This window comes from Streptomyces sp. NPDC020742, assembly GCF_040641675.1.
Classification (GTDB): domain Bacteria; phylum Actinomycetota; class Actinomycetes; order Streptomycetales; family Streptomycetaceae; genus Streptomyces.
Map to the genome: position 1 here is coordinate 1 of NZ_JBFAEA010000036.1, position 25,395 is coordinate 25,395.

The 25,395-nt window shown below is 67.5% G+C and carries 21 protein-coding genes and 3 pseudogenes; 8 read left to right on the top strand and 16 right to left on the bottom strand.

What is annotated here, in order from left to right:
- Positions 1–73: 73 nt before the first annotated feature.
- From AB0G84_RS33770 to AB0G84_RS33785, 4 genes are read right to left on the bottom strand one after another with little or no spacing between them, the layout of a single operon-like run.
- Positions 74–412 (bottom strand): hypothetical protein, encoded by a 339-nt coding sequence (locus AB0G84_RS33770; protein ID WP_361329667.1) that lies wholly within the window; start codon positions 410–412, stop codon positions 74–76.
- Positions 409–1,476 carry an ATP-binding protein gene (locus AB0G84_RS33775; RefSeq protein WP_361329670.1) on the bottom strand — a complete coding sequence of 356 codons (1,068 nt, stop codon included), beginning with the start codon at positions 1,474–1,476 and terminating at the stop codon, positions 409–411. The genes AB0G84_RS33770 and AB0G84_RS33775 overlap by 4 nt, the downstream gene beginning before the upstream one ends.
- Positions 1,473–3,071 carry a Mu transposase C-terminal domain-containing protein gene (locus AB0G84_RS33780; protein WP_361329673.1) on the bottom strand — a complete coding sequence of 533 codons (1,599 nt, stop codon included), beginning with the start codon at positions 3,069–3,071 and terminating at the stop codon, positions 1,473–1,475. The genes AB0G84_RS33775 and AB0G84_RS33780 overlap by 4 nt, the downstream gene beginning before the upstream one ends.
- A gap of 60 nt (positions 3,072–3,131) precedes the next feature.
- Positions 3,132–3,704, bottom strand: coding sequence for a transcriptional regulator (locus AB0G84_RS33785; protein WP_361329676.1), 573 nt, complete (start codon positions 3,702–3,704; stop codon positions 3,132–3,134).
- Positions 3,705–4,846: 1,142 nt separating this feature from the next.
- Between AB0G84_RS33785 and AB0G84_RS33790 the strand changes: the two genes are divergently transcribed.
- From AB0G84_RS33790 to AB0G84_RS33800, 3 genes are all read left to right on the top strand, one after another.
- Positions 4,847–5,818, top strand: coding sequence for a hypothetical protein (locus AB0G84_RS33790; RefSeq protein ID WP_361329679.1), 972 nt, complete (start codon positions 4,847–4,849; stop codon positions 5,816–5,818).
- A gap of 831 nt (positions 5,819–6,649) precedes the next feature.
- Positions 6,650–6,841, top strand: coding sequence for a hypothetical protein (locus tag AB0G84_RS33795; RefSeq protein ID WP_361329682.1), 192 nt, complete (start codon positions 6,650–6,652; stop codon positions 6,839–6,841).
- Between the two features lie 9 nt (positions 6,842–6,850).
- Positions 6,851–7,498: a helix-turn-helix transcriptional regulator gene (locus AB0G84_RS33800; RefSeq protein ID WP_361329685.1), complete on the top strand. Its 648-nt coding sequence runs from the start codon at positions 6,851–6,853 to the stop codon at positions 7,496–7,498.
- Between the two features lie 63 nt (positions 7,499–7,561).
- Here AB0G84_RS33800 and AB0G84_RS33805 read toward each other — a convergent pair whose 3' ends face one another.
- A complete protein-coding gene (locus AB0G84_RS33805; RefSeq protein WP_361329688.1) occupies positions 7,562–8,656 on the bottom strand; it encodes a hypothetical protein in 1,095 nt (364 codons plus the stop codon).
- Between the two features lie 321 nt (positions 8,657–8,977).
- Positions 8,978–9,208: pseudogene (locus AB0G84_RS33810) on the bottom strand (hypothetical protein); the annotation flags it as partial.
- 498 nt (positions 9,209–9,706) lie between these two features.
- Here AB0G84_RS33810 and AB0G84_RS33815 point away from each other — a divergent pair.
- Positions 9,707–11,227 carry a DUF2971 domain-containing protein gene (locus tag AB0G84_RS33815; RefSeq protein WP_361329691.1) on the top strand — a complete coding sequence of 507 codons (1,521 nt, stop codon included), beginning with the start codon at positions 9,707–9,709 and terminating at the stop codon, positions 11,225–11,227.
- Between the two features lie 302 nt (positions 11,228–11,529).
- Here AB0G84_RS33815 and AB0G84_RS33820 read toward each other — a convergent pair whose 3' ends face one another.
- The gene (locus AB0G84_RS33820) at positions 11,530–13,251 is read right to left on the bottom strand and encodes a hypothetical protein (RefSeq protein WP_361329694.1); all 1,722 of its coding nucleotides are present in this window, start codon (positions 13,249–13,251) and stop codon (positions 11,530–11,532) included.
- A 369-nt stretch (positions 13,252–13,620) separates the two neighbouring features.
- Between AB0G84_RS33820 and AB0G84_RS33825 the strand changes: the two genes are divergently transcribed.
- Complete coding sequence (locus tag AB0G84_RS33825; RefSeq protein ID WP_361329697.1) at positions 13,621–15,354, top strand: Helicase associated domain protein; 1,734 nt, start codon at positions 13,621–13,623, stop codon at positions 15,352–15,354.
- Positions 15,355–15,527: 173 nt separating this feature from the next.
- Here the strand turns inward: AB0G84_RS33825 and AB0G84_RS33830 are convergent, their stop codons facing one another.
- The 7 genes and pseudogenes from AB0G84_RS33830 to AB0G84_RS33860 all read right to left on the bottom strand — a co-directional run.
- Positions 15,528–16,730: an acyl-CoA dehydrogenase family protein gene (locus tag AB0G84_RS33830; RefSeq protein WP_361329700.1), complete on the bottom strand. Its 1,203-nt coding sequence runs from the start codon at positions 16,728–16,730 to the stop codon at positions 15,528–15,530.
- A 1-nt stretch (position 16,731) separates the two neighbouring features.
- Positions 16,732–17,670, bottom strand: coding sequence for a 3-hydroxyacyl-CoA dehydrogenase NAD-binding domain-containing protein (locus AB0G84_RS33835; RefSeq protein ID WP_361329703.1), 939 nt, complete (start codon positions 17,668–17,670; stop codon positions 16,732–16,734).
- On the bottom strand, positions 17,667–18,413 hold the full coding sequence (locus AB0G84_RS33840) for an acetoacetate decarboxylase (RefSeq protein ID WP_361329706.1): 747 nt from the start codon (positions 18,411–18,413) through the stop codon (positions 17,667–17,669). The genes AB0G84_RS33835 and AB0G84_RS33840 overlap by 4 nt, the downstream gene beginning before the upstream one ends.
- Before the next feature lies 1 nt (position 18,414).
- Positions 18,415–19,182 (bottom strand): crotonase/enoyl-CoA hydratase family protein, encoded by a 768-nt coding sequence (locus AB0G84_RS33845; protein ID WP_361329708.1) that lies wholly within the window; start codon positions 19,180–19,182, stop codon positions 18,415–18,417.
- A gap of 45 nt (positions 19,183–19,227) precedes the next feature.
- A complete protein-coding gene (locus AB0G84_RS33850; protein ID WP_361329711.1) occupies positions 19,228–20,385 on the bottom strand; it encodes a CoA transferase in 1,158 nt (385 codons plus the stop codon).
- Between the two features lie 727 nt (positions 20,386–21,112).
- Entirely contained in the window at positions 21,113–22,015 is a 903-nt protein-coding gene (locus AB0G84_RS33855) for a LysR family transcriptional regulator (RefSeq protein ID WP_361329806.1), read from the bottom strand.
- 743 nt (positions 22,016–22,758) lie between these two features.
- Positions 22,759–22,952 (bottom strand): annotated as a pseudogene (locus AB0G84_RS33860) (ISAzo13 family transposase); the annotation flags it as partial.
- Between the two features lie 219 nt (positions 22,953–23,171).
- Here AB0G84_RS33860 and AB0G84_RS33865 point away from each other — a divergent pair.
- The 3 genes from AB0G84_RS33865 to AB0G84_RS33875 all read left to right on the top strand — a co-directional run bounded on the left by AB0G84_RS33865 (position 23,172) and on the right by AB0G84_RS33875 (position 24,144).
- Positions 23,172–23,300: a hypothetical protein gene (locus AB0G84_RS33865; protein WP_361329715.1), complete on the top strand. Its 129-nt coding sequence runs from the start codon at positions 23,172–23,174 to the stop codon at positions 23,298–23,300.
- Positions 23,290–23,679, top strand: a complete 390-nt coding sequence (locus AB0G84_RS33870) for a hypothetical protein (RefSeq protein ID WP_361329718.1) — start codon at positions 23,290–23,292, stop codon at positions 23,677–23,679. Before AB0G84_RS33865 ends, AB0G84_RS33870 begins: the two co-directional genes overlap by 11 nt.
- Before the next feature lie 315 nt (positions 23,680–23,994).
- Positions 23,995–24,144: a hypothetical protein gene (locus AB0G84_RS33875; RefSeq protein WP_361329721.1), complete on the top strand. Its 150-nt coding sequence runs from the start codon at positions 23,995–23,997 to the stop codon at positions 24,142–24,144.
- Here the strand turns inward: AB0G84_RS33875 and AB0G84_RS33880 are convergent.
- Both AB0G84_RS33880 and AB0G84_RS33885 read right to left on the bottom strand, forming a co-directional pair.
- Positions 24,138–24,893 (bottom strand): alpha/beta hydrolase, encoded by a 756-nt coding sequence (locus AB0G84_RS33880; protein ID WP_361329723.1) that lies wholly within the window; start codon positions 24,891–24,893, stop codon positions 24,138–24,140. The two genes, AB0G84_RS33875 and AB0G84_RS33880, sit on opposite strands and share 7 nt — an antisense overlap.
- A pseudogene (locus AB0G84_RS33885) lies at positions 24,877–25,043 on the bottom strand (ISL3 family transposase); the annotation flags it as partial. The pseudogene AB0G84_RS33885 and the gene AB0G84_RS33880, both read right to left, overlap by 17 nt.
- Positions 25,044–25,395 lie beyond the last annotated feature (352 nt).

Here is a 25,395-nt window from a genome sequence, read left to right on the forward strand (position 1 = left end):
GCCGGGCAAACTCCCACTCTGCATCCGACAGTTCATGGCGACGTATCACCCGACCATGATCCACCACTCAAGATCATTTGAAGACACCGCCTAGGGCGTGGTGGAGGCTGTGCCTGAGGTCGCTGGGGCGGGCCTGAGGCTGGGGCAGTATTCGGATGGCGTGCCAGGCGGGATGCTGGTCGAGCACGGCGTGCAGGGTGAAGGTCTTGCCTGCGCCTGCGGGGGCGGCCAGGCACATCATGCCCTGCTTGGTGACGGTGGCCTGCAGGGCCGTGGCCGTGGCGGTGACTTGCGGCGTGTGGACGGTGCGGGCGCCGGTGAGGTGGAGGTGGTGGCGGGCGAATCGGAGGGTTCCGTGGGCGGTGGCGACCGGGGTGGTGCGGGCGACCCGGCGGGAGCGGGCGCTGTTCACCGGTCGTCGTCGCGGCGGACGGGGCGGCCGGGGCGGGATCGGCGGATGGCCCAGCGGGCGAGGGTCTCGTCGACGTCGCTCAGGCCGCGGCGCTTCATGCCCTCGAGCACATGATGGGTGATCTTGGACCACATGCGAAAGGTACCGCCGCCGGCTTCCTGGTCGATGAAGTCGATGAGTTCGGGTGCGGCGTTGGCCCAGATGGGGTGGAACAGGGGGATGTTCTTGGCGACCTCTGCGGGTTCCATGGGGGTGAACTCCTGCCAGATGTAGATCCGGGAGGCGAGGGCGGGCTCGTTGTAGAGGGTCTTGTAGCACTCCTCGCCGCCGACGAAGAGGACGGCGGGCCGGCTCTTTCCCTTGCCCGTGTCGTACAGGTGCCTGACGAACTCGAAGCATTCGCGGCTGAACTGCTGGGCCTCGTCGCAGACCACGATGTAGGGGCGGCGGGCCAGGGCGCGCTTGAGGAGCCGGTCGAACTCGCTGGGGTGGGCGGGGGGTTTGCCCTCCAGGTTCAGGATGTCGAAGAGTTCCATGCGGATGTCGCGCGGGGTGGGACGGGAGCGGAACTGCAGGAGCAGGACGAGGTCGGCGGCGACTTCCTTGAGTGCGGCCCGAACGGAGAAGGTCTTGCCGAGTCCAGCGTCGCCGTAGATGCAGGACATGGCGCGGGCGTCGATGGTGTCAGCGATGTTCTCGCCGGCTTCGAGGAGGGCTTCGGTGGCGACGATGCGGGCATCGGGCAGGGCGAGGTAGAAGTCGGGGCCTGCACCACTGTCGTCGGCGGCGGGGGTGACGGTGGTGGTCATGGTTGCTGCTCCTGATACGGGCGATGGGCGGGTGGGGGCAGGGATGATGGGGCTGGTCAGTGCGTGGGCGCTGCCGAGGTGACGGCCGGTGGCTGGGTCGTGGGCCTCGATCTGCTCGGTGTGGGGGCCTTGTTCGACGGTGATGCGCTCACCGATGTGGGAGAGAGCGAAGGCGGCACTATAAGTGCGGCTCTGCCAGTGGATGTGCCCGTGCGGGCTGATGGTGCGCAGCGCCCGCGAGGGGGTGGGGGTCATGTGGCGGTGCTCTTCTCCTCGGTGCTGGCGGGTTGGGGGATGGCCCAACGGGCGCCGGGGGTGACGCGGCGAGGCATGTATCCGGCGGGCACGCCGGCGTCCTTGGCCCGCGAGCGGCGGGTGAGGGCGAGTTCGGCGGCGGCCTGGGCACGGGTCATGGTCCCGGTGGTGCGTGCGGGCTCGGCCTGGGTGACAGCCTGGAAGCGGCGCCGGCGGCGGCGCTGCGCCTCGGCCAGGTCGCGACGCAGGCGGCGTACCCGTTCGTCGCGGGCCTCGTAGACGGCGCGGATATCTTCCTCACTGGCCTCGTCGGCCAGATGCGCGCTGCCCAGGTGCTGGTCGGTGTGGGCGTCGAAGACTTCGATGGTGCGGGGGTGGTGGGGCTGGTAGCGGATACGGACCTGGCTGCCGGTGCGGCCGGTCATCCAGGCGCCGACGTAGTCGCGGTTCTGCCATCGGATGCCGTGGCCGTGGATGATGCGGGTGGAGCGCTCTTCCTCCAGCAGGAAGAAGTGCAGGTCCTTCAGTGGCGGCTCGCGCAGCGCGGTGTCGTCGTTGAGCCAGCTCTCCAGGGCGGTGACGTCGCCATAGCCCTGCATGCGGTGTTCGGCGTTGCGGGTACGCACCCACGTGGCGAATAGGTCGACGAATGCCTCGAAGGTCAGCGCGGGGGCCTTCTCCCCCACCCGCCGTTTGGCATCCAGTTTCTGGGATTTGGTGTAGCGGGGCAGAGTGGAGAAGAACATGCTGGTCGCTGCCCGGTTGAGGTTTTCGATGCTGCCTTTGAGGTGGGGGGTGTAGGGCGGCAGGACATCGACCTGGACGCTGAAAGTGCCCATGGCCTCGCTCACGGCCCGGGAGAGGAAGTCTCTGCCGCGGTCGATGCGGATGCGGCGGGGAAGCCCGCCGGCCGGGCCGTGCACCTCGTCGGTGAGGATGCAGGAGCGTAGGGCGGCCAGGATCGAGGCGCGGTGCGGGTAGTGGGGGGTGACGGCCCAGCCCATGGCCATGCCGGTGTGGCAGTCGCAGAACCAGGTAACCCACGGTTTGACGAGGCGTCCTTCCGCCCAGACCAGGACGGGAACCTGTTTGTGGTCGCCTTCCCATTCCTCGTTGCGGCAGGTGGGCGGGCGCCGCAGGTGGGGGTCGTGCGCGCGGGAGGCGGGGATGCCCGCACGCAGTCCCGCCAGGTCACCTTTAGGCAGGTCCCGCTTCACGGCGCGGTGCAGGGTGGACAGGCTCGGCACGTCCCGCTCGTCGTCGGCTTCGTCTAGCATCTCGAGGTGGACGGCTTTGATGTTCCCGTGGTGGTAGGCGAGTTTGATGCGGATGTCCTCGGTGATCGTGAACCGGAGACGTTCGGGGAGGTCGGCACAGCCGGACGCCTGGGCCTTTTCCAGGCGCCGCCACACCGTGCGTTCGTGGACTCCTACGCTGCGGGCGACGGTCTGCACATCGACCCTGGTCATGTCGCCGTGTTGGCGCAGCTCCATCAGCGAGCGGACTGCGGCCGCCAGCAACTTCTTCTTCTCCCGCCGGCGCCGTGGCGCGTGGGCCTGCTCGTCGGGCGAGGTATGGGTCAGGTCTCGGGGCACCGGGGTAACCCCCTTCAGAATGTGGTGGGGCGTGTCAGGTGAGATCGGCGGCGGGCGGGGTCAGCCGAGGATGCCGATGTGCTGCACGTAGTAGTAGGAGCGGTGGTCGGATTCCATCTCGCTCATCAGGTCCTGCCACAGGTGCTCCATCTCCAGCGAGTCCTGCCGTGCCCAGGTGTCGATGATCGTGTTCCAGCGCCAGATGTTTTTCCACCGGACCCGCAGGTCGCGCCGGTGGCGGGCCTCGACGGCCTCCTGGTTGACGGGGTGGATCTCGATCCGGGTGCCGCCGTTCGCGTTGAGCACACGGGTCAGGTGAGGGGCGATGTTACGGCGACGCAGGTCGCGGAAGGCCTGCCCCAGGCGTTGTTGCTCCTCGGGGTCGGGGGTGGGGATCTTCGACCGCCAGGCGTCGAGGGTGCCGGCATCGGCGGTGATGCCATGGGCGTGGAGGGCGTCGGCCGCGGACTTCTTCTTCACCAGATAGTCCAGCGCCTGGTGGAGCAACTCCTCGTCGCTGCGCCTCCACTCAACGTCGTCGAAGACGCGCCGGTCCAGGCTCTCGGCCAGGGCGCGCCCTCCTTCAACGCCCTGAGCGCCCAACTCCCCATGCCCCATTATCTTTTCCCTCATCTCGTCGGTGAGCGCGGTGACGGCCCCAGGCTGGCTAGCAGCAGTGGTGAGCAGGTGGATGGCGCCAGGTTGGAAGGGCCGCAGATCTCGCCGTGGCGGTCAGCTGTGCCGGGTACCAAAGCGGCCCGTGCGCGCTGGCCCTTGTGGGGCGATGTGCGCAGGGGCGGATGTCGGGCGCTGCTGTGCAAACGCCGATGACCCGCAACTTAAGTCGCTGGCTGGCCTGGTGGATCACTTCAGGTGGTTACGGAAGGCAGGGTCGGCACAGCCGACCTGTTGTTGCATTTCGGGCGTTCGGTTTGTCGTGAATACGACAGATGAGGCCGCGTCGCCGTGTGGTCGCCAGGAGAGTCGATGCACCAGTGCCGAGCCTTACTTTCGGCCGGACAAGCCGGCGTCCGGCGGACTGTGGCGTCGGTCGGTCTGTGGCGCAGCATGCGGCCCGCAGGACAGGAAAGGTGCAGGTCGAGACAGCAGAGCCGAGAAGCTGTGCGGGTGTCGGCGCCACGTCCGGGTTCCTTACGTTTTTCTGTAAGGATTTGCATGGGTCGCCCTTGACGGCGCGAGGTTCTCGCCCTGCGCTTCGTATGCGAATCGGGAGCGTGGCAGGCGTCGCCGCAAGGTGGCGGGGCACTGTAGCGGCGAGGTCTGACAATGACTGCCTGAACGCGGATGCGAACTCGCGTGCCGATTGCAGCAGTTGTCTGATTCTCGCCTCTACGTGTGCGGTTACCTGCGCGTATCGGTTGCAGGGTCTCTGGTGCAAAACCTCCTCCCGCTGAAGCAACCAGGCACGGCGGCCAGAAACTGTTGGTGGGATGGGTGGCCACATTGCGCATCTTGACCATTGTTCCCAATCCGTCGAACTGCGCCCCGTTAGCGGCAAGCCGACCCTGGACGGCCTGGAGGCCAGCGAAGCGCACAGGCACGGGAGTGGTGACGTCGATGGCGGTCAGGAGCTGACGCAGTTCAGTAGCGCCGTGTCTCGGCTGGAGCGCCTTCCATTGGCGGTAGGTGTGAGGTCCGACCGACTGCAGGACCAGACGCCGTCCCCTCGGGGACACCAGGCGGCCCGCGGCGGGAACACCTCATGCCGCCGGGCACTGGGCTCTATGCGGCCGACGGGGCTGGATAATCACCGCATGACCATCGCCGCGCCACCTTGTCCCTTTTGCGGGCTGCCAGTCGCCGACGACGACCTGAGCATGGACCACGTCTTCGGTGACGCATTCGGTGCACGGGCCAAAGTCCCGGCCCACAGGTCATGCAACAACCAGAGCGGCGGCGACGCGGAAGGGCGTCTACACCATCCCAACAGCCTTATGAATCTGGTGCGTTGGCGCCATGGCAAGGCGGTCAAAGACATTCCGGCGACGTTCTCTTCGGGGCGCACGGCGCGGATCAATCCGTCGACAGGCGTCGTCTCCTCCCCACACGTCATGGTGAACAAGGTCGAGTCGGAGGGGTCCATTTCCTTTCAGGCCGAAGGAACTCAGGCGCAGGTCGAGGCCGCCTACGAGAAGTGGCGCAGTCGGCACCCTGATCTGCCGCTTCCTGCACTGTCTGACCTGCCGACCGATGCCTTCGAATCCGTCGTCTATGAGTCCGCCGAAGTCAGCATGAAACTCGACCTCCAGGCGGCCCAGGGCACCGCAGTCAAGGCGGCGCTTGGAGCCTGCACCCTGGCATATGGGCCCTCGTTCACCGCCACTCCCCTGGCGGCCGCGCTGCGCGCGGCAGGCCAGGCGCCTCCCGCACAGTACTGCAGGGTGGCTGCCACGGTTTTGGACAGCACAGATGCCCTGATCGCTGAGATGCTCGCCGAAGCCCACCCGGGCCCGATGTTGGTGCCGCGCGAGGGTTCGAAGGAGTATGATGTCATCCTGCTGCCAGCTGGCCAGGAGACCGTGGTCTTCGTGCATATCCTCTCCACCTTGATGCCGCCGTACGGCATCAAGATCAGCGCTCCTGTGCCGGGCCTCAGCCCCGGGGTGAGCCCCGTCCTTCCCGTCCTGTTGCGGGAGGACGCTGACGGCCGCATCTCGGCCACGGACTTCACGGAAATCCTTATGGACGTCCTGGCTGCGGACCAGCCGGACAGCTTCGAAGCGTAGGCACGGTCCCCTCGTGGGGAGCCTTGGAGCCGGCGCGCGGGAGCGAACTGAGTGTGCTCCCGGCTGCCTTCGGACGCCGGGCGTGCTGTAGAGGGCGTGCAGGGGCTGCGCCCCTGGCACGGGGCCCGACTTGAACTGGGCTTCCTCCATCAGGGCCATAACCGGCGAGGCGGGCCGCCCTTGCGCTGCCTGGCGGCTCGTACGCGGCCGGATGCACCGAGGGCCGGCACCGAAGGTGCCGGCCGGGCGCTCGGCAGGTGCGGGCCAACGCATCTGCCGGATCCTGAGGTTCGGGCATGCGACCAGTCGCCTTCAGGAGGACAGCACCGCCGCCGAGGCGCGGGTGTCGTCGCTGCGCAGCGTCCACTACCCGGGCCTCGATGGCAAGCGAGCGGGAACGAATAGTGGGCCGTGCGGGTCTCTGCCGGCCACCATCGGTGAGCGGGCTGCCCCCGCGTGCTCAGATCCGTACCGTGCACCGCAGCGGCGTCGGGCGGCGGCGCTGCCCTGGAGATGTGGGTGCCGGCAGGAACTGGCTAGCCGGCAGGGGAACATCTGTTGGGCCATCAACCGGCAAACCGGGCATAGATGCCTGGAGTGGCAGGCGGGCGGGGGCAGCGGCGTGGAAGGCTGTACGTGTCGCGCAGCTGGCGTTCCGGCAGGGCCAACTGCCGCATCTACTGCGCGCTTTGCGACCACTCAGCCTCTGGGGCTACCGGCTGTTCATGCCGGGATCCCACCGCCCGATGGAGTCATTGCGTGAATCACCCGTCCTACCCCCGCCCGCACGCTGCCCCAATCTCCCCGGGGCGCTGGGGCCCTACTCAGGCGTTGATCCTGCTGATCGCGTTCCTCACGCTCGGCACCCTGCTGTTTCATGAGGGGACACCGGTCGGTGACATCCTTGCCCTGCTCGGCGGCTGCGGTGCCACCGGCGCAGGCACTCTTGCGCTCGTCAACGGCGGGCGCCGGCTGATGGCCGTCCTGGCCGAGGCCGCGATCCGCTCCGGCGTGGGCAGGTAGGCGCCCGGCATGCCCTCCCTCAGCCGCGCCGCGCACGCGCCCTATGCCCCGCTCGCTGCGCACCTGGCCACGCTGCGCAAAAGCGTGCGGCTCAGTCAGCGCTCTCTCGCCTTGGCCGCGGCCGTCTCCCGCGGCACCATCCAGAACGCGGAGTCTGGTACTTCGGCTCCGTCTCTCGCCGTCCTAGACGCGATCCTCGATGCGTGCCGGGCATCCGATCACGCTCGTCACGACGCGCACACCCTACGGGACCGTGGCCGTACCGCCGCCCGCGGCCGTCCTGTCATCGCGCCGGCCACCCAGTTCATTTATGGCCGCGGTGCACTCGCCGCCGTGCTCGCCAGCGTCTACGAGAAGGCCGGCGCCCCCTCCCCCACCACTTTCACCCGTCCCGCGGCAGGACTGACGCCCATCCCCCGCACCACTCTCTACAACATCGTCAACCGTCGTCGGCTGCCTGCGACGGAGGAACAACTCGAAACATTTCTCGCCGTCTGTCGCGTCAAGCCAAGCGATCGCGCCCACATCCACCAGGCATGGCGCGGCCTTCGCGTCTTCCCTCACCCGAAGCCGCCCACCCACCGCGCAAGCACGCAGGACCGCGCCACCGCCCGTGAGACCGTTCCGGCCGATGCCGCCGTACGGCGGCATCGCTGATGTCTGGCAGGGGCGTTCCAAGTGGTGTGCGGCGAGGGCGGCGCACCGCAAGTCCTGGAGGAGTCAGTCGTCGCACCAGGCGCTCATGCGATCGGCGACGTGAGCGGTGTGGAGCGCGAGGGCATCACCGAGCGAACGTGCCTCATCTGCTGGGAAGTAGGCGTCCAGGAGGCCGTAGAGCGGCGCGTCAAGGGACAGCCGTTCCTGCACGTTTCGCGTGGGCCGGTAGTGGACCAGGGTGTTCCTGAAATCTCCGTGAGCCTGAAGGATCAGGTTGCTCATCGGGGCGTCGAGGGTGTCCTTGAGCAGCGCTCGGTCCGGCGGGCGGAGCCCGGCTCCGTACTGGTCGTCGAGCTTGCGCAGGCTGGACAGGACGTGATGAAGGGTGATGTAGCGCAGCTTGAACAGCGTTGTCGCCGAGGAGGGGGCGGTGTCGTCGGCGAGGAGGACGTCAACGGTGTTCAGCGCGCAGGTCATGGCCGTCAGGGATGCCTTGATTTCCTCTCGGAGGGCGGCGTCGAAGCTTCGTCGGTAGTGCTTCTCGGCCCGTACCTCGTTCTCGGTCAGGTCCGTTTTCTGCAGAGCGTCGAGCGCGCTCTGTCCCTGCCAGGGCAGACCCTCTGCCGCCGCGGCGATGTAACTGCCCTGTTCCACGGCGACGGCATGCAGTCTGGGACCGAGCTCGTCCTGGTTCTTGAAGGCCTGTGGGGGGAAGGCGAGGAAGAAGCTGGCTGTGTGTGAGGTGGAGACGAGTCTGCCGCGGAAGCGCCACAGGACGAGATCCTTTTCCAGCGGCCGGGCCAGCGGCAGCCGGGTGTTGCCGAGGAATTCCTGACGGTGTTCGTCGATGATGCGCCGGAAGTCGGCGCCGACGTCGTCCAGTTCCTTTTGATTGTCGTCGTAGAGCTTGACCGAGTGCCGGGCGCGCTCGATGGCAGGCGCGCAGTCGTAGGCGAGGGCGTCCGCAACGTCGGGAGCGACGTGGCGAAGTGCCCGGTGGGACTCGTGGATGATCAGACACATGTAGTTGTGCATGCAGAAGATCGGGATGACAGCTTGGTCCGGGGCGGCCGTGACGCTGTGGGCGAAGCGTCGTAGGAACATGATGTCCTGCGCGATCAGTGCCAGTGCAATGTCGTTGCCGGGGGCTGTTGTCATCACGGCTGTGCTCTTCTCCGGGTGCTGCGGGGCGGGTGTCGCCTCCTGTCGTACGGCACCGGTCCCGACCTGGTGTCGGCTACGGGCCGGGCAAGTGCTGACGGCATCGTGTCAGCAGTCGGTGCCGGGACACATCAGGTTTTGGCTCTGCAGACCATGCGGAGCCAGAAGGCAGGTGCAGCCGGGAGGCGAACGAACGCGGAGGTGGGGACGCCCTTGCGGTACCGCCGACCCACGCCGTCCCGGAGACATGCTGCGGCGCCCTCTTGCCGGTGTCGGAGCACGGCTCGATGGGTTTGGTGCGGTGTTCCCGTCAGCGGACTACGGGCGCGGTTTCGACGGGATCGTCGGGCGTGGCGACTCGCCATTCCTCGCCGTTGATCTCGGCGAACGGGGCGTTGTCATCGCCGGGGGGCGGCGGGTCACCCTGATGCTTGGCCACTGTCTTTTGCCGGGCCGAGGAAGCCCCAGCGTTGCGGCAACGTGGCTCTGGCCAGGCCCGAGCACGAGGACGCTTTCGGGCAGGAGGTCCTGACGTGCCTGACGTACCCGCTTCGGGGTGTCGGGCGTGTGCGGTCCTTACCCCCTGCCGGCGGACGCCGGCAGGGCAGATCGCACCGCCCTGCCCCCAGGCCTAGTCCCGGCACCGTTCGGCCGGAGGCGCCCTCCCGGAAGTCGCCGCTGAGCGACGGCATGATCAGGGGTCGGCGGGGCCTCCCGCTGCCCACGTTCCACCGGAACCGAAGGGCTCCTCGCACAGCACGGCGAGAACGCGGACGGACCGGCCGCGTTCTCGCAGTCCGCCGCAGTCCACCGGCGGCGGTAGCGGCGACCATCGTGTCGGCGAGTACGCGGCCAGACCGATCACTGCCAGCACCGCGATTACCACCGGCACGCTGCGGATGCGGTGAGCTGCACGAACTGTTCGAGCCACGGTCAGCAGCGTCAGCACACCTACCCCATTTTCGTCAGGTTGACTACAAGTGGGGTAGGGTATCGAGCACCGGCTGCGCGGGCCAGCGCCAGACAGGACGGCAAAGGGGCTTCTGGATGACCACCGAGGATGGGCTCTCTAGCGGTTGGGGGGCACCCGTACACCCGGCCTCTGCGTTCGAGACCTACAGCGAATACGAAGTGGTCACAGCCCCGCGGACCATAACCAGCCATCTCTTCCACTACACCAACACCGCTGCGGCCGTCACCGGCATCCTGCCCACGGGAACACTGCGCCTGTCGCCCTACAAGTCGACCAATGACCTGTGGGAATCACAGCCGCACTACCCGACGCTCAGCGCCCACCACGACCAGCGGGACCTCGACGCCGGCTTCCCCCTCTGGGACGAGATCGACCGGCAGCTGCGCCTGCACACCAAAGTCGGATGCCTAACCCAAGACGTAACTCTGCCGTCCAGCGTGTTCAATCCCGACGCGCTGCGGGGATGGGCCCACCTTTCGCTGTGGGCTCACTACGGTGCCGGGCACACCGGCGTGTGCCTCAGGTTCGACCGGGACAAGCTCGTCAAGTCCTTCCTCGAACACGCCGGTCCGGCAGCCTTCGCCTTCCACGGGCCGGTCCGCTACCTCAGCAGCCAGGACGGTCCTCCCACCCGGGGAATCGATGTCGGGCAGGTCGCCGAGTTCGGGGCGGATGCCGTGGCACTGGCCTACGCGGAAGCCAACAAGGACTTGTTGTTCTTCCGTAAGCACATCGACTGGGACAGCGAGGCCGAGTACCGGCTCGTCCTGTTGAATCAGTCCACCGAGTTCGACTACGTCGACATCAGGTCCGCGCTCACCGGCGTCGTCTTGGGCAGCGCGTTCCCGCAGGAGCAGGTGCAAGACCTGCTGGAAGCCCTCAAGCCCTACCCGAGCGTCACCGTGGAGTATCTGCAGTTCCTCAACCGAAGGCTGCTCCGCTTCCCGTTCGAAGGCTTCGTCCCACAATCTCGTTCCCTCTCCACTCATGCCTGGCCCGCTCCGCGGCGGGAAGGCTCCCTGGCCGAGCGACTGCTGGCGATGCGCAAAGCCTCGACCGAAGCCGACGCTCGCCGCCAGGCAGCCGAGGCTCTCATCCAGGAGCCAATGGCGCAGCTCGGGGAGGGCGCCGCAAAACTCGTTTCGCAGTTGGGTCTGTGGCCCGGTACCGAGGTAGACAGCTACCCCCAGACCACGGCCGTGCCCGAACACCTGCGCACACGAAGTCCTGGAGTCCCCGGAGAGGTCATCCACTACGAACGCGGCTTCCTGTGCGTGGTGGAAAACCTTCCCCGCCAGTCCCACACCCTGACAGCCTCGGCGGCCATCCAGGTCCTGGACGACGAGCAGCTCCGCCTTCATGCCCTGGTGAACACCGAACACTGGCTGCCTGAGGGAAACAGGCGCGAGGAACACTGGCGTAGCGAGCAGGAGATCGATGCAGCCGATGCCCAGGCAGCGGTGGCTGCACTCCTGGAGGAGCTGACCGCTGCTGTGCAGCGCACCCGCACGGCATTCGACGACGCGCGCGGCGTAAGCCCGGTACAGCCAGAAGAAGCACCGTGCCGCCCAGATACAGGACAAGCATTGATGTAGGGAGACCGGCTTCACGGCGTGTGGGCCGACCGTCATTCCCACGGGCGGGCGTCAACAGGCCATGTAACCAGCCGTCGCCGGCCCGCCCGCCTCACGGCGGAGCCCGAAACCGCATAACGCCGAACTGCCCACGGGGTATCCCGTTATCCGCCCCATGCGGTCCAACCGGCTCATCCAGCCACGCTCGGATGCTGGCCACAGGGTCAGCGAACCGGGACATGGCGCCCTTACTGATGCCCGCTTGCCTCACAGTGGCCTGTCGCACCGCCACCCACAACAGCACCGGCGTCGCTGCTGCTCCTTCAGATCCCAGAGGCAGGTGCAGTTGCCCGGTGAGCGTGTGCTGTCACATGCAGCGCGGCCAGGAGCACCAGTGCCACCGTCTCAGGGGCCGTCTCCGTGTCAGACAGATCGTGGAGTTCGCTGTTGCGGAGGTTGAGTCCTCCGTCGCTGTCGACGAGCAGGAGACGTAGAAAGGTCTGCCAGTCGGCGTGCATGCCGGCGTCTGTCGCCCGGTCAATGAGGGTGGTCAGGAGAGTCACTCTGCCGCGGCCGTCGCCCTGGGGCGGCTGGACGATCGGAATGCGGTGATAGCGCAGGGTCTCCCGGAGGATTCCTTCGATCCGGGGCAGGGCGATCGTGAGGGCTGCGTCGTACTCCCCGCTCCAGTAGTGGCGGAACGCGTGCGCGAGCTTGGCAGCGCGGATCCCCGTGATGGTGGGGTCGGCCGTGAACAGCTGGGCGAGTTGCGCGGTGGTCGGGTCGAATCGGTCTCCCACCGTCTCCAGGAGGTGGTGCACGTAGACAGAGGTGATCATCATTGCGGTGACGTGCCACTCGCTCTCGTCGTCCGCTGCTGTGCGCACTCTGGCCTCTGCCACGGGGACGGGGCCGGCGGCGTTGATCCGGATGCTGGGGATGAAGGAGGACAGCAGCCCCTCGGCCGCCAGCCTGTTTGCATGTTCCTGGGCAGCCTTCCGCGTTCCAGAGGGGGCCTGCAGGCTGACCAGTGCGCTGAATGCCTGCCCGAGGGTCTGCGCCTGGCCAAGGACCTTCTGGGAGTAGTCCTCGATCTCGTCTCGCCGCAGAGGCAGCTCGAACTGGAATCTCTCCATGCCGAGTTGGTCCGGCGCGATCGCCTGCATCCGTACCCGAGCGTCGTCGAAAAGGTCCTCCAGGCCGTAGTCACGTGCTGCGATGGCTGCCGCGTTGAGCCGGTCCACCCGGACAAAGCCCGTGAACCGCTCTGCATCGGTGAGCAGCGCTTCCACGACCTGCCGCTGCAGTGCCGCCCGTTCCTGCTGGTCCTGCGTCCCCGCGATGCGTAGTTGCAGCAGTTCGACCACGACCGGGACGTTCCCGCTGTGGATGTTGGTGGCGCGGCTGAGGAGTGCTTGCACAGCGGCGTCTGAGGCGTGGCGGCCAATCAGCTTCCGCAGGACCTCCAGGACCAAGCCCGGCGTCGCTTCCTGGGGGTCGTCAAGAAGGCCACGGACAAAGCTGATCATGGCTTGCTTGGTAGTGAGTTCCAGGTCGTGCACGCTCAGCCGTACAGCAAGGTCGTACGCGAAGCGCAGGCAGTCACTGGCCCGGCATCGTCCTGCAGGGCGGTCGGCCATGCCCAAGAATCTGGGTACAGCCTCCGTGTAGTCCTCGATCGCATTCCGGGCATGCGGGAAACGCTTGCGCGCCTCCCACACCAGGTGATGCAGGCGGGCACGCAGCATCGGGTGGTCGATAGCCTCCGCGTAGCCGGACCAGATCTCCACGGCGCTGTCCGAGACAGCCTGGGGGTTCGCCGGCCACCGCTCGGCCCCGCGGCCTATGAAGTCCCCCGCGAGCCCGCCCCGTTCCGTGTAGTGGAAACACAGGGCAGCCCATAGCGCGTCAGCTTCAGCTGCCGCCTGACCATGCCACACCTCTGCATTGACACGCTCGATCCAGCGCTGCAACAGCTCCTGCAGAGAAGCGAACTCAGCAGCTGTCTCGTCGATGCAGGCAAGCACGGTCGGGTCGATTTCCATCTGGACCTCCTAGAAGACCAGTATCGGCAGCCTCCCGCCTGCCATGTACTGGTTTTCTTCAGCGGCCGCGCAGCGCAGGACTGGGGCCGTGATCCTCCCTTCCCTCGACACCAGGGGACGCTCACCTGCACACACGCACGCTGTCGAACGACGAAACCAACCACCGTTCCGGTAGGCCCCACATGGGAAGTGTCACCACACTGTTCAGCAGAGATGTCACGTCCTGCCACTATCGCCGTCACGGCCATGCCATCGAGTGCAACTACAAAGACACAGCTCAAAGGGCTAATGCCATCAACCTGACACTGGCTCAGTAATGGCACCATCGCACTGGCATCGCAACGGCACTTCACAACCTTCCACCAGCGCGTGGAGGAGGCGCGGGCGTTCGCCGAGCAGATGCCGGCCACCGCCACCGAGCTGCACGCCGCCGAAGCTTCCGAAGCCGCCCTCGCCCACGCGGACGAGCTGCCCGACTCCTCCCTCGGCGCAGAGCTCTACGAGCTGGAAGACGGCCGGCACGTACCCCCGGACCGGGTCTGGGCCGACTGGCTGTGCGGGGACCACTCTGTCGTCCACCGGCGTGCGGTCATCGGCCGGTTCGCCAACGGCATCAACGCCACCGGCACGCGGGTCCACCGCGCGTTCCTCGCCTCGGTGCGGGCCCTAGGCGTCGGAGTCGACATCACCGGACTGCGCGGCGTCGAGGCCGTGTGCATCGTCGGCTCCCGCACCTCCCAGGTCGACATCGTGCAGAACATCGGCCGGGCACTGCGGCCGAACCCGGACGGGAGCGTGAAGACGGCGCGGATCATCATCCCGATCTTCCTTCAGCCCGGCGAGGACCCCAAGGACATGGTGGCCTCCGCCAGCTATCAGCCGTTGGTCGACATTCTCCAGGGCCTGCGCTCGCACTCGGAGCGCATGGTCGACCAGCTCGCCTCCCGCGCCCTCACCCGCGGCACCGAGCGCCGGCGTCTCCATGTCCGGCCGGCCCCCGGCGGCGTGGGGACAGGGGGCGAAGAGGCGGGGGAAGCCGAGAGCGAGGGGCAGCGGGAGGTGGATCGTGTCGATGCGGTGGTGGTGAACTTCGCCGGGCCTCGCGACGCCGCCGATGTTGCCGCGCTGACCCGGTGCCGCGTCATCCGGCCCGAGTCGCTGGTCTGGCTGGAGGGCTACCAGGCGCTGCGCCGCTGGCGCGCCGAGCACGAAGTCACCGGCCTGCACGCCGTGGCCTACGACGTCGAGACCACGGCGGGAACCACCGACGCTTTTCCGCTGGGGCGGTGGGTGCACCAGCAGCGGCGGGCATTGCGGGGTGGTGAACTCGACTCCCACCGAAAGGAGTTGCTCGACGAGGCCGGGATGGTGTGGGAGCCGGGCGAGGAAGCGTGGGAAAGCAAACTCGCCGCGCTCCGGTCCTACCGGCGGGCTACTGGGCACCTCGCGCCGCGGCAGGACGCGGTCTGGGGCGAGGGCGAGGCGATGGTGCCCGTCGGGCAGCACATGGCCAACCTCCGCCGCAAGGGCGGCCTCGGCAAGAACGCGGAACGGGCTGCGGAGCGCGCGAAGCATCTGGCCGCGATCGACCCCGACTGGAACTGCCCCTGGCCACTGGACTGGCAGCGCCACTACCGCGTCCTCGCCGACCTCGCCACCGACGAACCGCACGGTCGCCTGCCGGACATCGCACCCGGCGTGCTCTTCGACGGCGACGACCTCGGACGATGGCTCCAACGGCAACAGCAAGCGGGCACCTGGGCGCAGCTGTCCGAAGAGCAGCGGGGGCGGCTGACCCAGCTGGGCGTACAGCCCACTGAGGTGCCCTCTCCCACTCCGGCAACGAAGGGTGCGGCCACGGGTCAGGGCAAGACACAGCAGGCCTTCCAACGCGGCCTGGCGGCCCTCGCACAGTGGGTAGAGCGGGAAGGCGCCCACCGGCCGGTGCCCCGCGGCCATGGCGAGGAGATCGCAGTCGAGGGCGAGACGGAGCCGGTGATCGTCAAGCTAGGCGTATGGGTATCGAACACCCGCGCGAGGCGGGACAAACTCACCCCCGACCAGCGCCAACAGCTCGCCGACCTCGGCCTGGAGTGGGCATGAAGGACATCACCACGACGACTGGCACCACCGTGCCGGGGAGCGCGAAGAGCAGCTGCTGATCACCGAGGTCGGGCATCGGCCGTCAGCGGCGATGCCCGACCGGACCCGGCACTCGGCCGGGGCCGGGGCGGCGGGGCGGCGGGGCGGCGGGGCGGCGGGGCGGCGGGGCGGACTTACACGAAGGCGCTGTGCCCGGTGATCGACTTGCCGACGATCAGGGTGTTCATCTCGCGCGTGCCCTCGTAGGAGTAGAGAGCCTCGGCGTCGGAGAAGTACCGCGCAATGTCGTAGTCCACCACGATGCCGTTGCCGCCGAAGATCTCGCGGCACCAGGCGACGACCTCGCGCATCCGCGAGGTGATGAATCCCTTGGCCAGTGAGGAGTGTTCGTCACGGAAGATGCCCGCGTCCTGCAGGCGCGCGAGTTGCACCAGCATGCCCCACGAGGAGGTGATGTTGCCGAGGCTCTTGACCAGAAGGTCCTGCACCATCTGAAACTTCGCGATGGGGCGGCCGAACTGCTGGCGCTCCTTGGAGTAGGCAAGGGCGCTCTCGTAGGCGCCGAGCATGAGGCCCAGGCCCTGCCAGGCGACAGCACTGCGGGTGAATCGGAGGATCTCCGCGACGTCCTTGAAGGAGTTGATGTTCTGCAGGCGGTTCGCCTCCGGCACTCGGACATTGGTAAGGGTGATGTGGGCGTTCTGGACGATCTTCAGCGCGATCTTGCCTTCGATCTTCTCCGGGTGGAATCCCGGCATGCCCTTCTCGACGACGAAGGCTTTGACCTTGTTGTCGTCGACGTCCCGGGCGTAGACCACGACGTAGTCGGCGAAGGTCCCGTTGCCGATCCACCGCTTGGCGCCGTTGATGACCCAGATGTCGCCCTCGCGCTTGGCGGTGGTGCGCAGGCCGCCAGCGGCGTCGGAGCCGCTGAGCGGCTCGGTCAGGCCGAACGCGCCGATCTTGTCGAACGCGAACATCCCGGGCAGGAAGCGCTCGCGCTGTTCCTCGTCACCGCCCGCGTAGATGGAGTAGCCGGCCAGTCCGTTGTGGACGCCGAAGAACGTCGCCACCGAGGCGTCCAGGCGGGTCAGTTCAGCGGTGACCATGCCCTGGAGCAGGTTGCTCACGGCCGGCTTGTGCTCGCCGTAGCCCTCGTAGGCCAGCCCGGCCAGGCCGCTGCCGCGGAACTTCTCGATCAGCTCCTCGGGGAACTCGTCCTTGGCCCAGCACTCGTTCACCAGCGGCTTGACCTCCTTCTGCAGTAAGGTGCGGGCCTTGAGGAGGATCTTGCGCTCGTCGTCCGGGAGGAGTGCCTCGAAGTTGTAGAAGTCGGAGGCCAGTTGGTCTTCCAGAGGTGCGGCGTTGGTGCTCATGTCAGTTCTCCTTCGTGGCGGCGTCGTCCAGCGCGGACAGCACGGCCAGTTGCTTGCGGTCGCGGGTCTCTGCGAGCTCTGTGGAGGGGGCGGGGCCATAGGCCTTCTCAACGGCCCGGATGACGCGCTCCTGGTCTTCAGGGCTGGCCGACGGCCGGCCGAGGACCAGCTGGTCCATGGACTTGCCGATGTGCTCCATCAGGTGCCGGTAGCCGCCGGGGCCGCCGCCCAGGTGCTGGCCGAGGAACAGCCCGACCGACGCCCAGCGGATGCCGAGCGAGGCGGTCAGGACCTTGTCGAGGTCCTCGGGGGTCACCACACCCTGCTCGACGAGGTATCTGGCCTCGCGGCTGAGCGCGTTCTGCAGCCGGTTGCCGACGAACCCGGGGATCTCCTTGCGCTCGACGACCGGTGTACGGCCGACGTAGGTGTAGAAGTCCACGGTTGTCCGGACGGTGTCCTCGCTGGTGTGCTCACCCGGCACGACCTCGACGAGCGGGATCTGGTGGGGCGGGTTGAACGGATGGCCGATCAGGATCCGGCCGGCGTCCTCGATCTCACCGGTGAAGGCGGTCGCCGGAATCGCCGACGAGGAGCTGAGCAGCAGGGCGCGTCGCGGGGCCTCACGGACCAGCTGTGCGAAGAGGTTCTTCTTGAACTCGACGTTCTCGGGGCCGTTCTCCTGCACGATGTCGGCGTCGCGTACCGCTTCGGTGACGTCGCCGGCGACGTGGACTTGGTCGGCGAGCCCGGTGACGTCGAGCCCCTGCGCGGCCAGGTGCGGGGTGAACTCCGCCAGCGCGGTGTCCAAGGCCTCGGCGAGGTCCGGCCGCGGGTCGCTCACCCACACGTCCATCCCGTGGGCGGCGAACAGTGCCGTCCAGGAGAGTCCGATGGTGCCCGCACCGATCACCGCGGCGGTGCGGAATTCCTGCTTCATCGGTTGTCTTCCTTGAGGTAGTCGAAGACCGGCTTGGCCGGGGCGAGGGCCAGGTCGGTGAGGATGTGGCTGGCGGAGACGACTTCCAGGACAGGCAGGTCGGCCAGCGGGGCGAGCACGTGCTGGAACAGCTGCAGGCGCGCGGGGGCGGTGTAGGCCGCCTTGACCACCACGTCGGTGATCTCGGTGCGGACCAGCTCCTGGACGCGCGGGGTGCCGTCGTAGCCCGGGATGGTCTTGAGCATGAAGGTCGGCACCGTGATCTCGGCCTTGGCCGCACGCTTGTCCAGCTCGTAGTGCTTGTAGCCCATGGTCGCCGTGGCCACCCGCAGCGTGCCGTAGTCGAGCGTGCCGACCAACACGCCGTTGTCGACGTACAGCTTCGGCGCAGCCATGACCTTCGGGTAGGCGCTGACCTCGCGTCCGGCGGCAGTGGCCGGGAAGTTTTCGAGGTACATCGCGTGCAGGTACTCGCCGCGCTCGCCGTCGAAGCTGACCTGGATCGCCTGGCCGCCCTCGGTGTAGGGGCCGTACCCGGTGACGTCGTTCATCTTCATGATCTCGAACCGGACCAGCGGCTCCTCGATCTCGAGAGGCTCCGGTACGACGGCACGCAGCGCGTCGCGGTCCGTGCGATAGACGATGTTGAGGTACTCGCGGTCGGTGAACCAGGGCATCACCGGCGGGTACGCGGGGATGGTCAGCGGCGTGGTCGGGTGGCGCCGGACGTCTTCGATCTTCATGTCACTTCCCCGTCCACTGCGGAGCACGCCGCTCGGCGAAGGCCGTCATGCCCTCACGCACGTCGGCCGAGGCCATCAAGTCGCCCATTTCCTTGCGCTGTACGGCAAACGCGTCGGCCTCCGGCACACCGTCCGCGGCCCGTACAACCTTCTTCATGGCCGTCAGCGCCAACGGCGCGTTCTGGGCGAGCTGTTCGGCCAGTTCCAGCGCGACGGCCACCGCCTCACCGGTGGCGGTCAGCCGGTTGGCGAGGCCCAGCTCTCCGGCGCGCCGGCCGGTGACCGGATCACCGGTCAGCAGGAACTCCATCGCCAGGTGGTACGGGATGCGCTTGGGCAGCCGAACCACGCCGCCGCCCGCGGCGATGAGGCCGCGGGTGACCTCGGGCAGACCGAACTTGGTGTCCTCGGCGGCGACGATCAGATCGCAGGCCAGCGCCAGCTCGAAACCGCCACCCAGGGCGAAGCCTTCGACGGCGGCGATCAGCGGCTTGGTCACCTCGGCTTCGGTGAGGCCGCCGAAACCGCGGCCCGTGACCTCGGGGGACTCGCCCTTCAGGGCGGCCTTGAGGTCCATACCCGCGCTGAACATGCCCTCCGCGCCGGTCAGGACTCCGACCCGCAGCGCGGGGTCGGCCTGGAGCTCATCGAGCGCAGCGGCCAAGCCTCGGGCCACGGCGGCGTTCACGGAGTTGCGCGCCTTCGGGCGGTCGATCGTGATCAAGAGGGTGGAACCGACCCTCTGGGTGCGCACTTCGGTCGTACTCATGACTGTCTTCTTTCAGCGGTTGAGCAGATGTGCGGGGGCTGCGGTTCAGAGGCTCTGCAGCTCGGTGAGGACCTCATCGGTGTCCTGGCCGGGAACCGGGGCGAGGCGCCGGATCGAACCCGGAGTGGCGGAGAACCTCACCGGGATCCCGACGGTGCGGACCGTGCCCTCGGTGGGGTGCTCGATCGTGTCGAGGAGGTGGCCGTCGCGGACGTAGGAGTCCTCGTGGGCGTGGTCGAGCTCCAGCACCGGGCCCATTGGGATGCTGTGCTTGGCACAGACCTCCGCCCACTCGGCGGTCGTCAGCGCCGGGGCGCATTCATCGACAAGCGCGGACAGGGCGCCGACATCGGCCGGGTTGAGGACAGGACCGCTGACACGCGGGTCCGCGGTCAGGTCGGGACGTCCGGCGGCAGCGAAGAAATCGCGGTAGTTCTGGGTGCTGTAGGGCAGCACAGCCGCAAGGCCGTTCTTGGTCTGCCGCGCCTTGTGGCCCTCCGACATCGACAGCACGAACCCGGTCGGGCCCGTCGCCGGCTCGAAGACGTGCCCTGCCAGATGCTCGACCAGGTTGAACGCGATCATCGTGTCGGTCATCGGGATCTCGATCTGCTGTCCCTGCCCCGTCCGGTCCCGGTGCACCAGGGCCGCGAGCACGCTGTAGGCGATCGTCAGCGAGCAGACCTTGTCGGCGATGATCGTCGGCAGGTAGACCGGCGTGCCCAGAGCGCGGTTGGCGACATCGACCAGCCCGGAGGCGGCCTGCACACTCTCGTCGTAGGCGGCCATGTCGGCCCGGTCGGAGTCACCGCGGAAGCCGGCGGCGTGAGCGTAGACGAGGCCCGGGTTGCGTTCAGCGAGGTCTTCGTAGTTCATGCCCAGCCGACCGAGCGCGCCGGGGCGCATATTGGTGATCAGCACGTCGGCGGTGTCGATCAGCTCCAGAGCTTTCGCCCGCTCGCCGTCGTCCTTCAGGTTGAGGGCCACGCTGCGCTTGTTGCGGTTGACGTTGAGGTGGAGCGGAGACATGCCCGGCGTGGTGCGGTACTCCCCCAGCCGCACCGTGTCGCCCGGGGACTCGATCTTGATCACGTCGGCGCCCAGATCGCCGAGGATCTGAGCCGCGTACGGGCCCATCACCACGGTCGAGAGGTCGATCACGCGCACCCCGGCCAGTGGTCCGGATATGACTGCCTTCGCCATTACTGCGTCCTTTCGCGCTGTGCGGTCTGACTCTAAGGACGCTATTGGGGAATCACAGGGAATGGAATTATCGTATTGCTAACATCGGTGTGACCGCAGCGGTCACACCGATTCCGGAGTGCGGACCTATCGGCACAGAAGGGTGCAGATCGGGGCGCGTGAAGACCTTGTTGAGGTGGGTAGGAATTTACGGGTACACCGCGTCACGGAATCAAGGTACGCCAGCGGAATGGCTTCAAGGATTTCCCGGGGAAAAGGGGGACGCCGCGAACCTCCCGGATTCTGCAACCCTTGTACGGGCGGCCAGGTGCTTGAACCGGCTCACATCAGCGGCCGTCATTTCCCCGGTCGACGACATGAGAAAGCGGCGACGGGTTCACTCCGCGTGTTCCGGGCCTTCGCATGGCCAAGGAATGCGCACAGTTCTCGTGTCGGGTTCTCATCGATGGTGACGGCGTATTCACCCTCACCTCCCAGCGAGCGCGTCGACGTGACGCGACCAGCAGCATTTCCCTGTCCGTCCTGGTCAGACGTATCTTCGTCGGGCGGCCGACACAGGGGCGCCGGGTCGAGAACGGGCCGGAGGCTCCCCGGGGGCGGAGTCCGATGCCTCCCTGCCGCGCCGGTCATCACCTCGGCCCGGCCGCGCAGGGCCGGGCCCCTCTTCCGCAGTCCTTGCGCCGTTCCGCTTCCGGTTCTCTTCCCGGCATGCCCTCAGCTGGATACGTCAGATGTTCAGCGGCTCGGAGAACACCTGCCGAGCGGTTTCGATGAGTTCACCGAGGTGCTCGCCAGATGCACGGTCCCTGCGCCAGATCAAGCCCGTTTCTAAGCACGGAAAGAAGTCGGCGACTGGCAGCACCGACAAATTCTCCAGATCATAACCGTGCATCGGGCTATCCGGATCGAGCATAGTAAAATAGAACGCCATGCCCGCGGAAATCAACTCGGCAACGCCACCGTATCCGGTGCCGGCCAGACTAATGCGCTTCTTGATCCCGTTCGCCGACAGTTCGCTGTCGATCTTGTCGAAATAGACAGGCCTGATTTCCCGCGGTGTGATGACGAAGGAGAGGTCGGCCAACTCGGCCAGCGAGATGGAATCCCGCCCGGCGAACCGGTCGGCCGGCACCAACGCGCCCAGCCTCTCGGTCATGACAAGTTGCTGGTCCAGTGCCGAATCGCTGACCGGCAGCCGGGCCAGGCCGACCGCGATCTTGCCGTCCCGCACGTCGGTGACCATGGTCTGGGCGCTGCAGGGCCAGCGCTGCAGCTCGAACCTCCGTCCGACGCGCCCCACCAGCGTGTTGATCTTCGTCCGCAGCCTGGGATGCACCCCCGTAGGCAAGCCCAGGAACACCGTGCTTCGCGCCGGCCGGGACGCTTCCTGCACCCGCCAGGGTATGGAACTGACCTGGTCGAGCACATCCTTCGCGATCGGCAGCAGCGCCGCGCCGGCCGGGGTGAGCGCGACATGATGCGTGTCCCGCTCGAAGAGCCGATGGTCCAGTTCCCGCTCCAGGTCTCTGATCCGCTGGCTCAGCGGCGAGGTGGCCATGTGCAGGCGGCGAGCCGCCGCCGAAAAATTCAACTCCTCAGCAACCGCGACAAAATAACGCAAATGCAACATCTCCACGATGTCAGCCTTAACTCTCGATCTCTTGGTCGACTTCCCGGTCCGGACCGGGCACTGGCGTCGAATCAGGTGTGGAGCCCACGGCCGGAGCGGAACCCGCGCCCCCGGCGGCCACCCACCGGGCGCCCTGCCAGGGCTTTGAGCGGTCGGCCACCGTGCGCAACCGGCCGGTGCAGAGACGATCAGCCACGCGTCCCGCCAGCGATGCGGGTTGTTCGGCGCCCGGGTCCGGTCTGCAATGATCTCAAGGAACACCTCGTACGAAAGCTCAAGCCTCGCCGACCGCGGCGGCGAGAATCCTCCGGTCGGTTCTGCAGCACGTCACCCTGGGCGCAGGGCCGTGGCAGCCCTGTGACGCACTCCGCACACGAGCCACCCCGCCGACTCACCTGCACAGATGGCCAGTTGGGGCCGTGTCACCCGGACCGGTCACGAGGAAGATGCGTCCAGTCGGCCGATAACAGCGTCACCGCACCGGCGTTGACTCCCCCACAAGGCGAACGAGCGACTCGCGGCAGATGAGTCCTGCCTCGAGGCGCAGCGGCACGCACGCGACAAGCCATCAAGTAGGCGCCAAGGCAATGCCGCTCACTGGGCAACCCTACATGTCCCTCGGCCCCGGTCTTGTTCGGCGCCCGAATTGCAGGGACGGCAGCCCCGTCGTACTGCCGCCTGTTCTCGGTGAGAATCTGAGCAAACGAATATATCTGGTTAACGACCTGATGAATATCGTTCGGAAAGTCGTGGGTGCCGACCCGCACCCGCTCGACCTTCGGCTCCCATTGCGGCCGTTGTTCTTGAAGAGGCCGACCAGCTCCTCCTTCTTGGTGTCCACACTGATCACCCGAGCCCCGCCGTCCTGGTGGTCGCGGGCCTGTTCATTGAGGTAATGAAACTGGGCGTCCCGGTCGGGGTGCTGCCTGCCTTCCAGGGCGATCGAGCAGCTGCTGATCACCGAGCACTGACTCACGGGCGTGCGCGCGGTGGCGAACAACACCGTCGGCGAACGGGCCGCCCACGCGCACGAGTCCGCCTACGTCCTCTCCGGCGGCCGCGACCTGCACCCCGACGCACACCGCGCCGCCAGCACCAACCTGCTGCACGGAGTCACCCCGGCTGCGTTGCGTACGCCCTGCACCACCTCGGGGCGGTGCTGGATGACCTCACCGACGAGCAGTGGGCGCGGACCGACGCCGCGGCCATCACCCTCGACCTGCGGGTGTGCGAGGACCTGACCGGCGCCAACGGCGGCGGAGAGGAGCAGGACCGTGACCGGTGACCGCCTGGAAGAGCAGCGTGTGCAGGCAGCCGTACGGCGGCACGTCCGCAACAGCGCCTTCGCGGAGGCGGAGAAGGTCATCTCGTTCGCGCTGTCCGATCCGCAGGTGCAGGAGGTGAGGGCACGGATCGAGGTGGCGGAGACGCAGCTCGGCAGGGAGTTGTGCGCCCGCCTCCAGCCGTTCCAGGACCGCTACGAGCAGGCCATGCGCGACAGCGACGCGGCCCGGCTCACCCGGATCTGCCCGGGCAAACACGGCCGCTGGGGCCGCATCTGCGACCTGGACGTGGGTCACGAGACCTCGATGGAGGAACCGCACTGGGGCCACAACAGCGAGGGCCGGCCCATCGCGTGGGTGGGCAGCGCACCCGACGACTGAGGACACCTGCTGGACGACTTCGAGTTCGCAGGGCGACCGCGCATCTGCCTCAACCAGCCAGCAGCCAGGAACGGACAGCGGGGCCGGGCAGGGTAATCCTGTCCGGCCCGCTGTCGTCGGTCAGCCGAAGTCGAGCGTCTCCTGTGCGAAGTCGCCCGGGACCGGGCTGGGCAGGGCGCCGGGGCGCCCCGGGGTGCGACGCCCGTGAGGCGGTCCAGGCGCTCCTGCAGAGCGCTTACGAGCCGGGCATGGCCCACGGCGCAGCACGTGGTGCCTTCCAGCGGGACGGACAGGCGTCGCTCGGCCTCCTCCAGGATGACGTCGACGAGGGCCGCGCGCGACGTGGCCTTCGAGCAGCAGGTCCGCGGCGCGGCGGACGTCGGCGGCGACGGCGCGGGCGGCGCCGGAGAGCAGCGGTTCTCGATGAGTTCCGGTTCTGGATCAATTTCCGTGATCGGTCACTGAGAGTGTCCGCTGCTGGGAAGAAGCAAGCTCCGTAGTACGGCGGCGACTCTGCCGGGCTGACTGATGAAGGGTGAGTGGCTCGTGTGCCATGTCAATGCGCTGGAACAGCGCCTGCTCATCTCCCTCTGCAGGCCGGGTTCAATCGCGCGATCCTGAGTGCAGATGACGTACGTGGAAGGCGTGTCCTGCCACGACTGGCGCTTCGGCACGCCTCGGCCACATCCCGGTTTCTGGGGCCGCAGCAATGACGCTGCCCAGGTCGCCCGCTCGATCGGGGCGTCGGCGTAGAACACTTCCACGGCCGCCGCGGAGTCCACATGGGTCAGGCTGTCTCCGTCATGCACGATGGAGGAAGCGAGGCGTTTGGTCGAACCACCGAGGCGGGCCGCGCTCTCGCCCTCAGCGGGCACAAAGGCTGCCAGATAAACCAAATGAGCAGCACCCGTCAGGCCGGTGATTACTGCCCCGCCGTAAGAGTGGCCCATAACGAGGGGCGGTTCTCCCATGGCGTCAACGACTGCCTGCACCGCTTTGGTGTCGGCCAGAAGCGAGCCACGATGCAGTTCCGGAACAGCGACCTCGACTCCGGCAGCAGCCAACTCCCCAACCACCAGGTCGAAGTGCCGTGGGTCGTGGTACAGACCGTGCACCAGCACGACACCATTCACGAAGATCCCCAATTCAGCAGAGCATGCACTTCTCCCGCAGCCATGATCGCCTGCGCCGCGTCGGTCACGCCAGAAGCACACGTTTGCGCAGGAGGCGAATCCGGCCCGACCGAACATCTGGCGCTTGAGCATCTCGATGCGGTTTACGTGTCCTTCGACGACGCCGGAACTCCAGGGCAGGGTGAGTCCGGCGATGACGGCATCGCGATCACGGTCGATGCCTGCGGCGAGGGTGTGGATGGTGGGCAGGTCGTCTTGTCGGACGGCGTCGAGCCACTGCGGTAGCCGTTCGCCCTCACGCTGGGTGAGCATTCGGGCGAAGGACCGGACGTCCGGTGAGGGCGTCCAGCTCTGGGCAATGGGCCAGCACGGCCTTGAGCCGCCTCGGTTCGCTCTCCGTGAGGCCTTCGGGATGCCGCACAATCCCCCCGGAGACCGTCCGAGGAGTCGGCGGCCGGGCGGAGACTGGTCCGGGTGAAAGGCGTTTCTCCCGAAGGTAGGCACGAACTCGCTGATAGCTGCCCTTGTAGCCGAACGGCACGCTCTCTTCCCACAGTGCCCAGGCATTGGTGCAGCCCCGGTT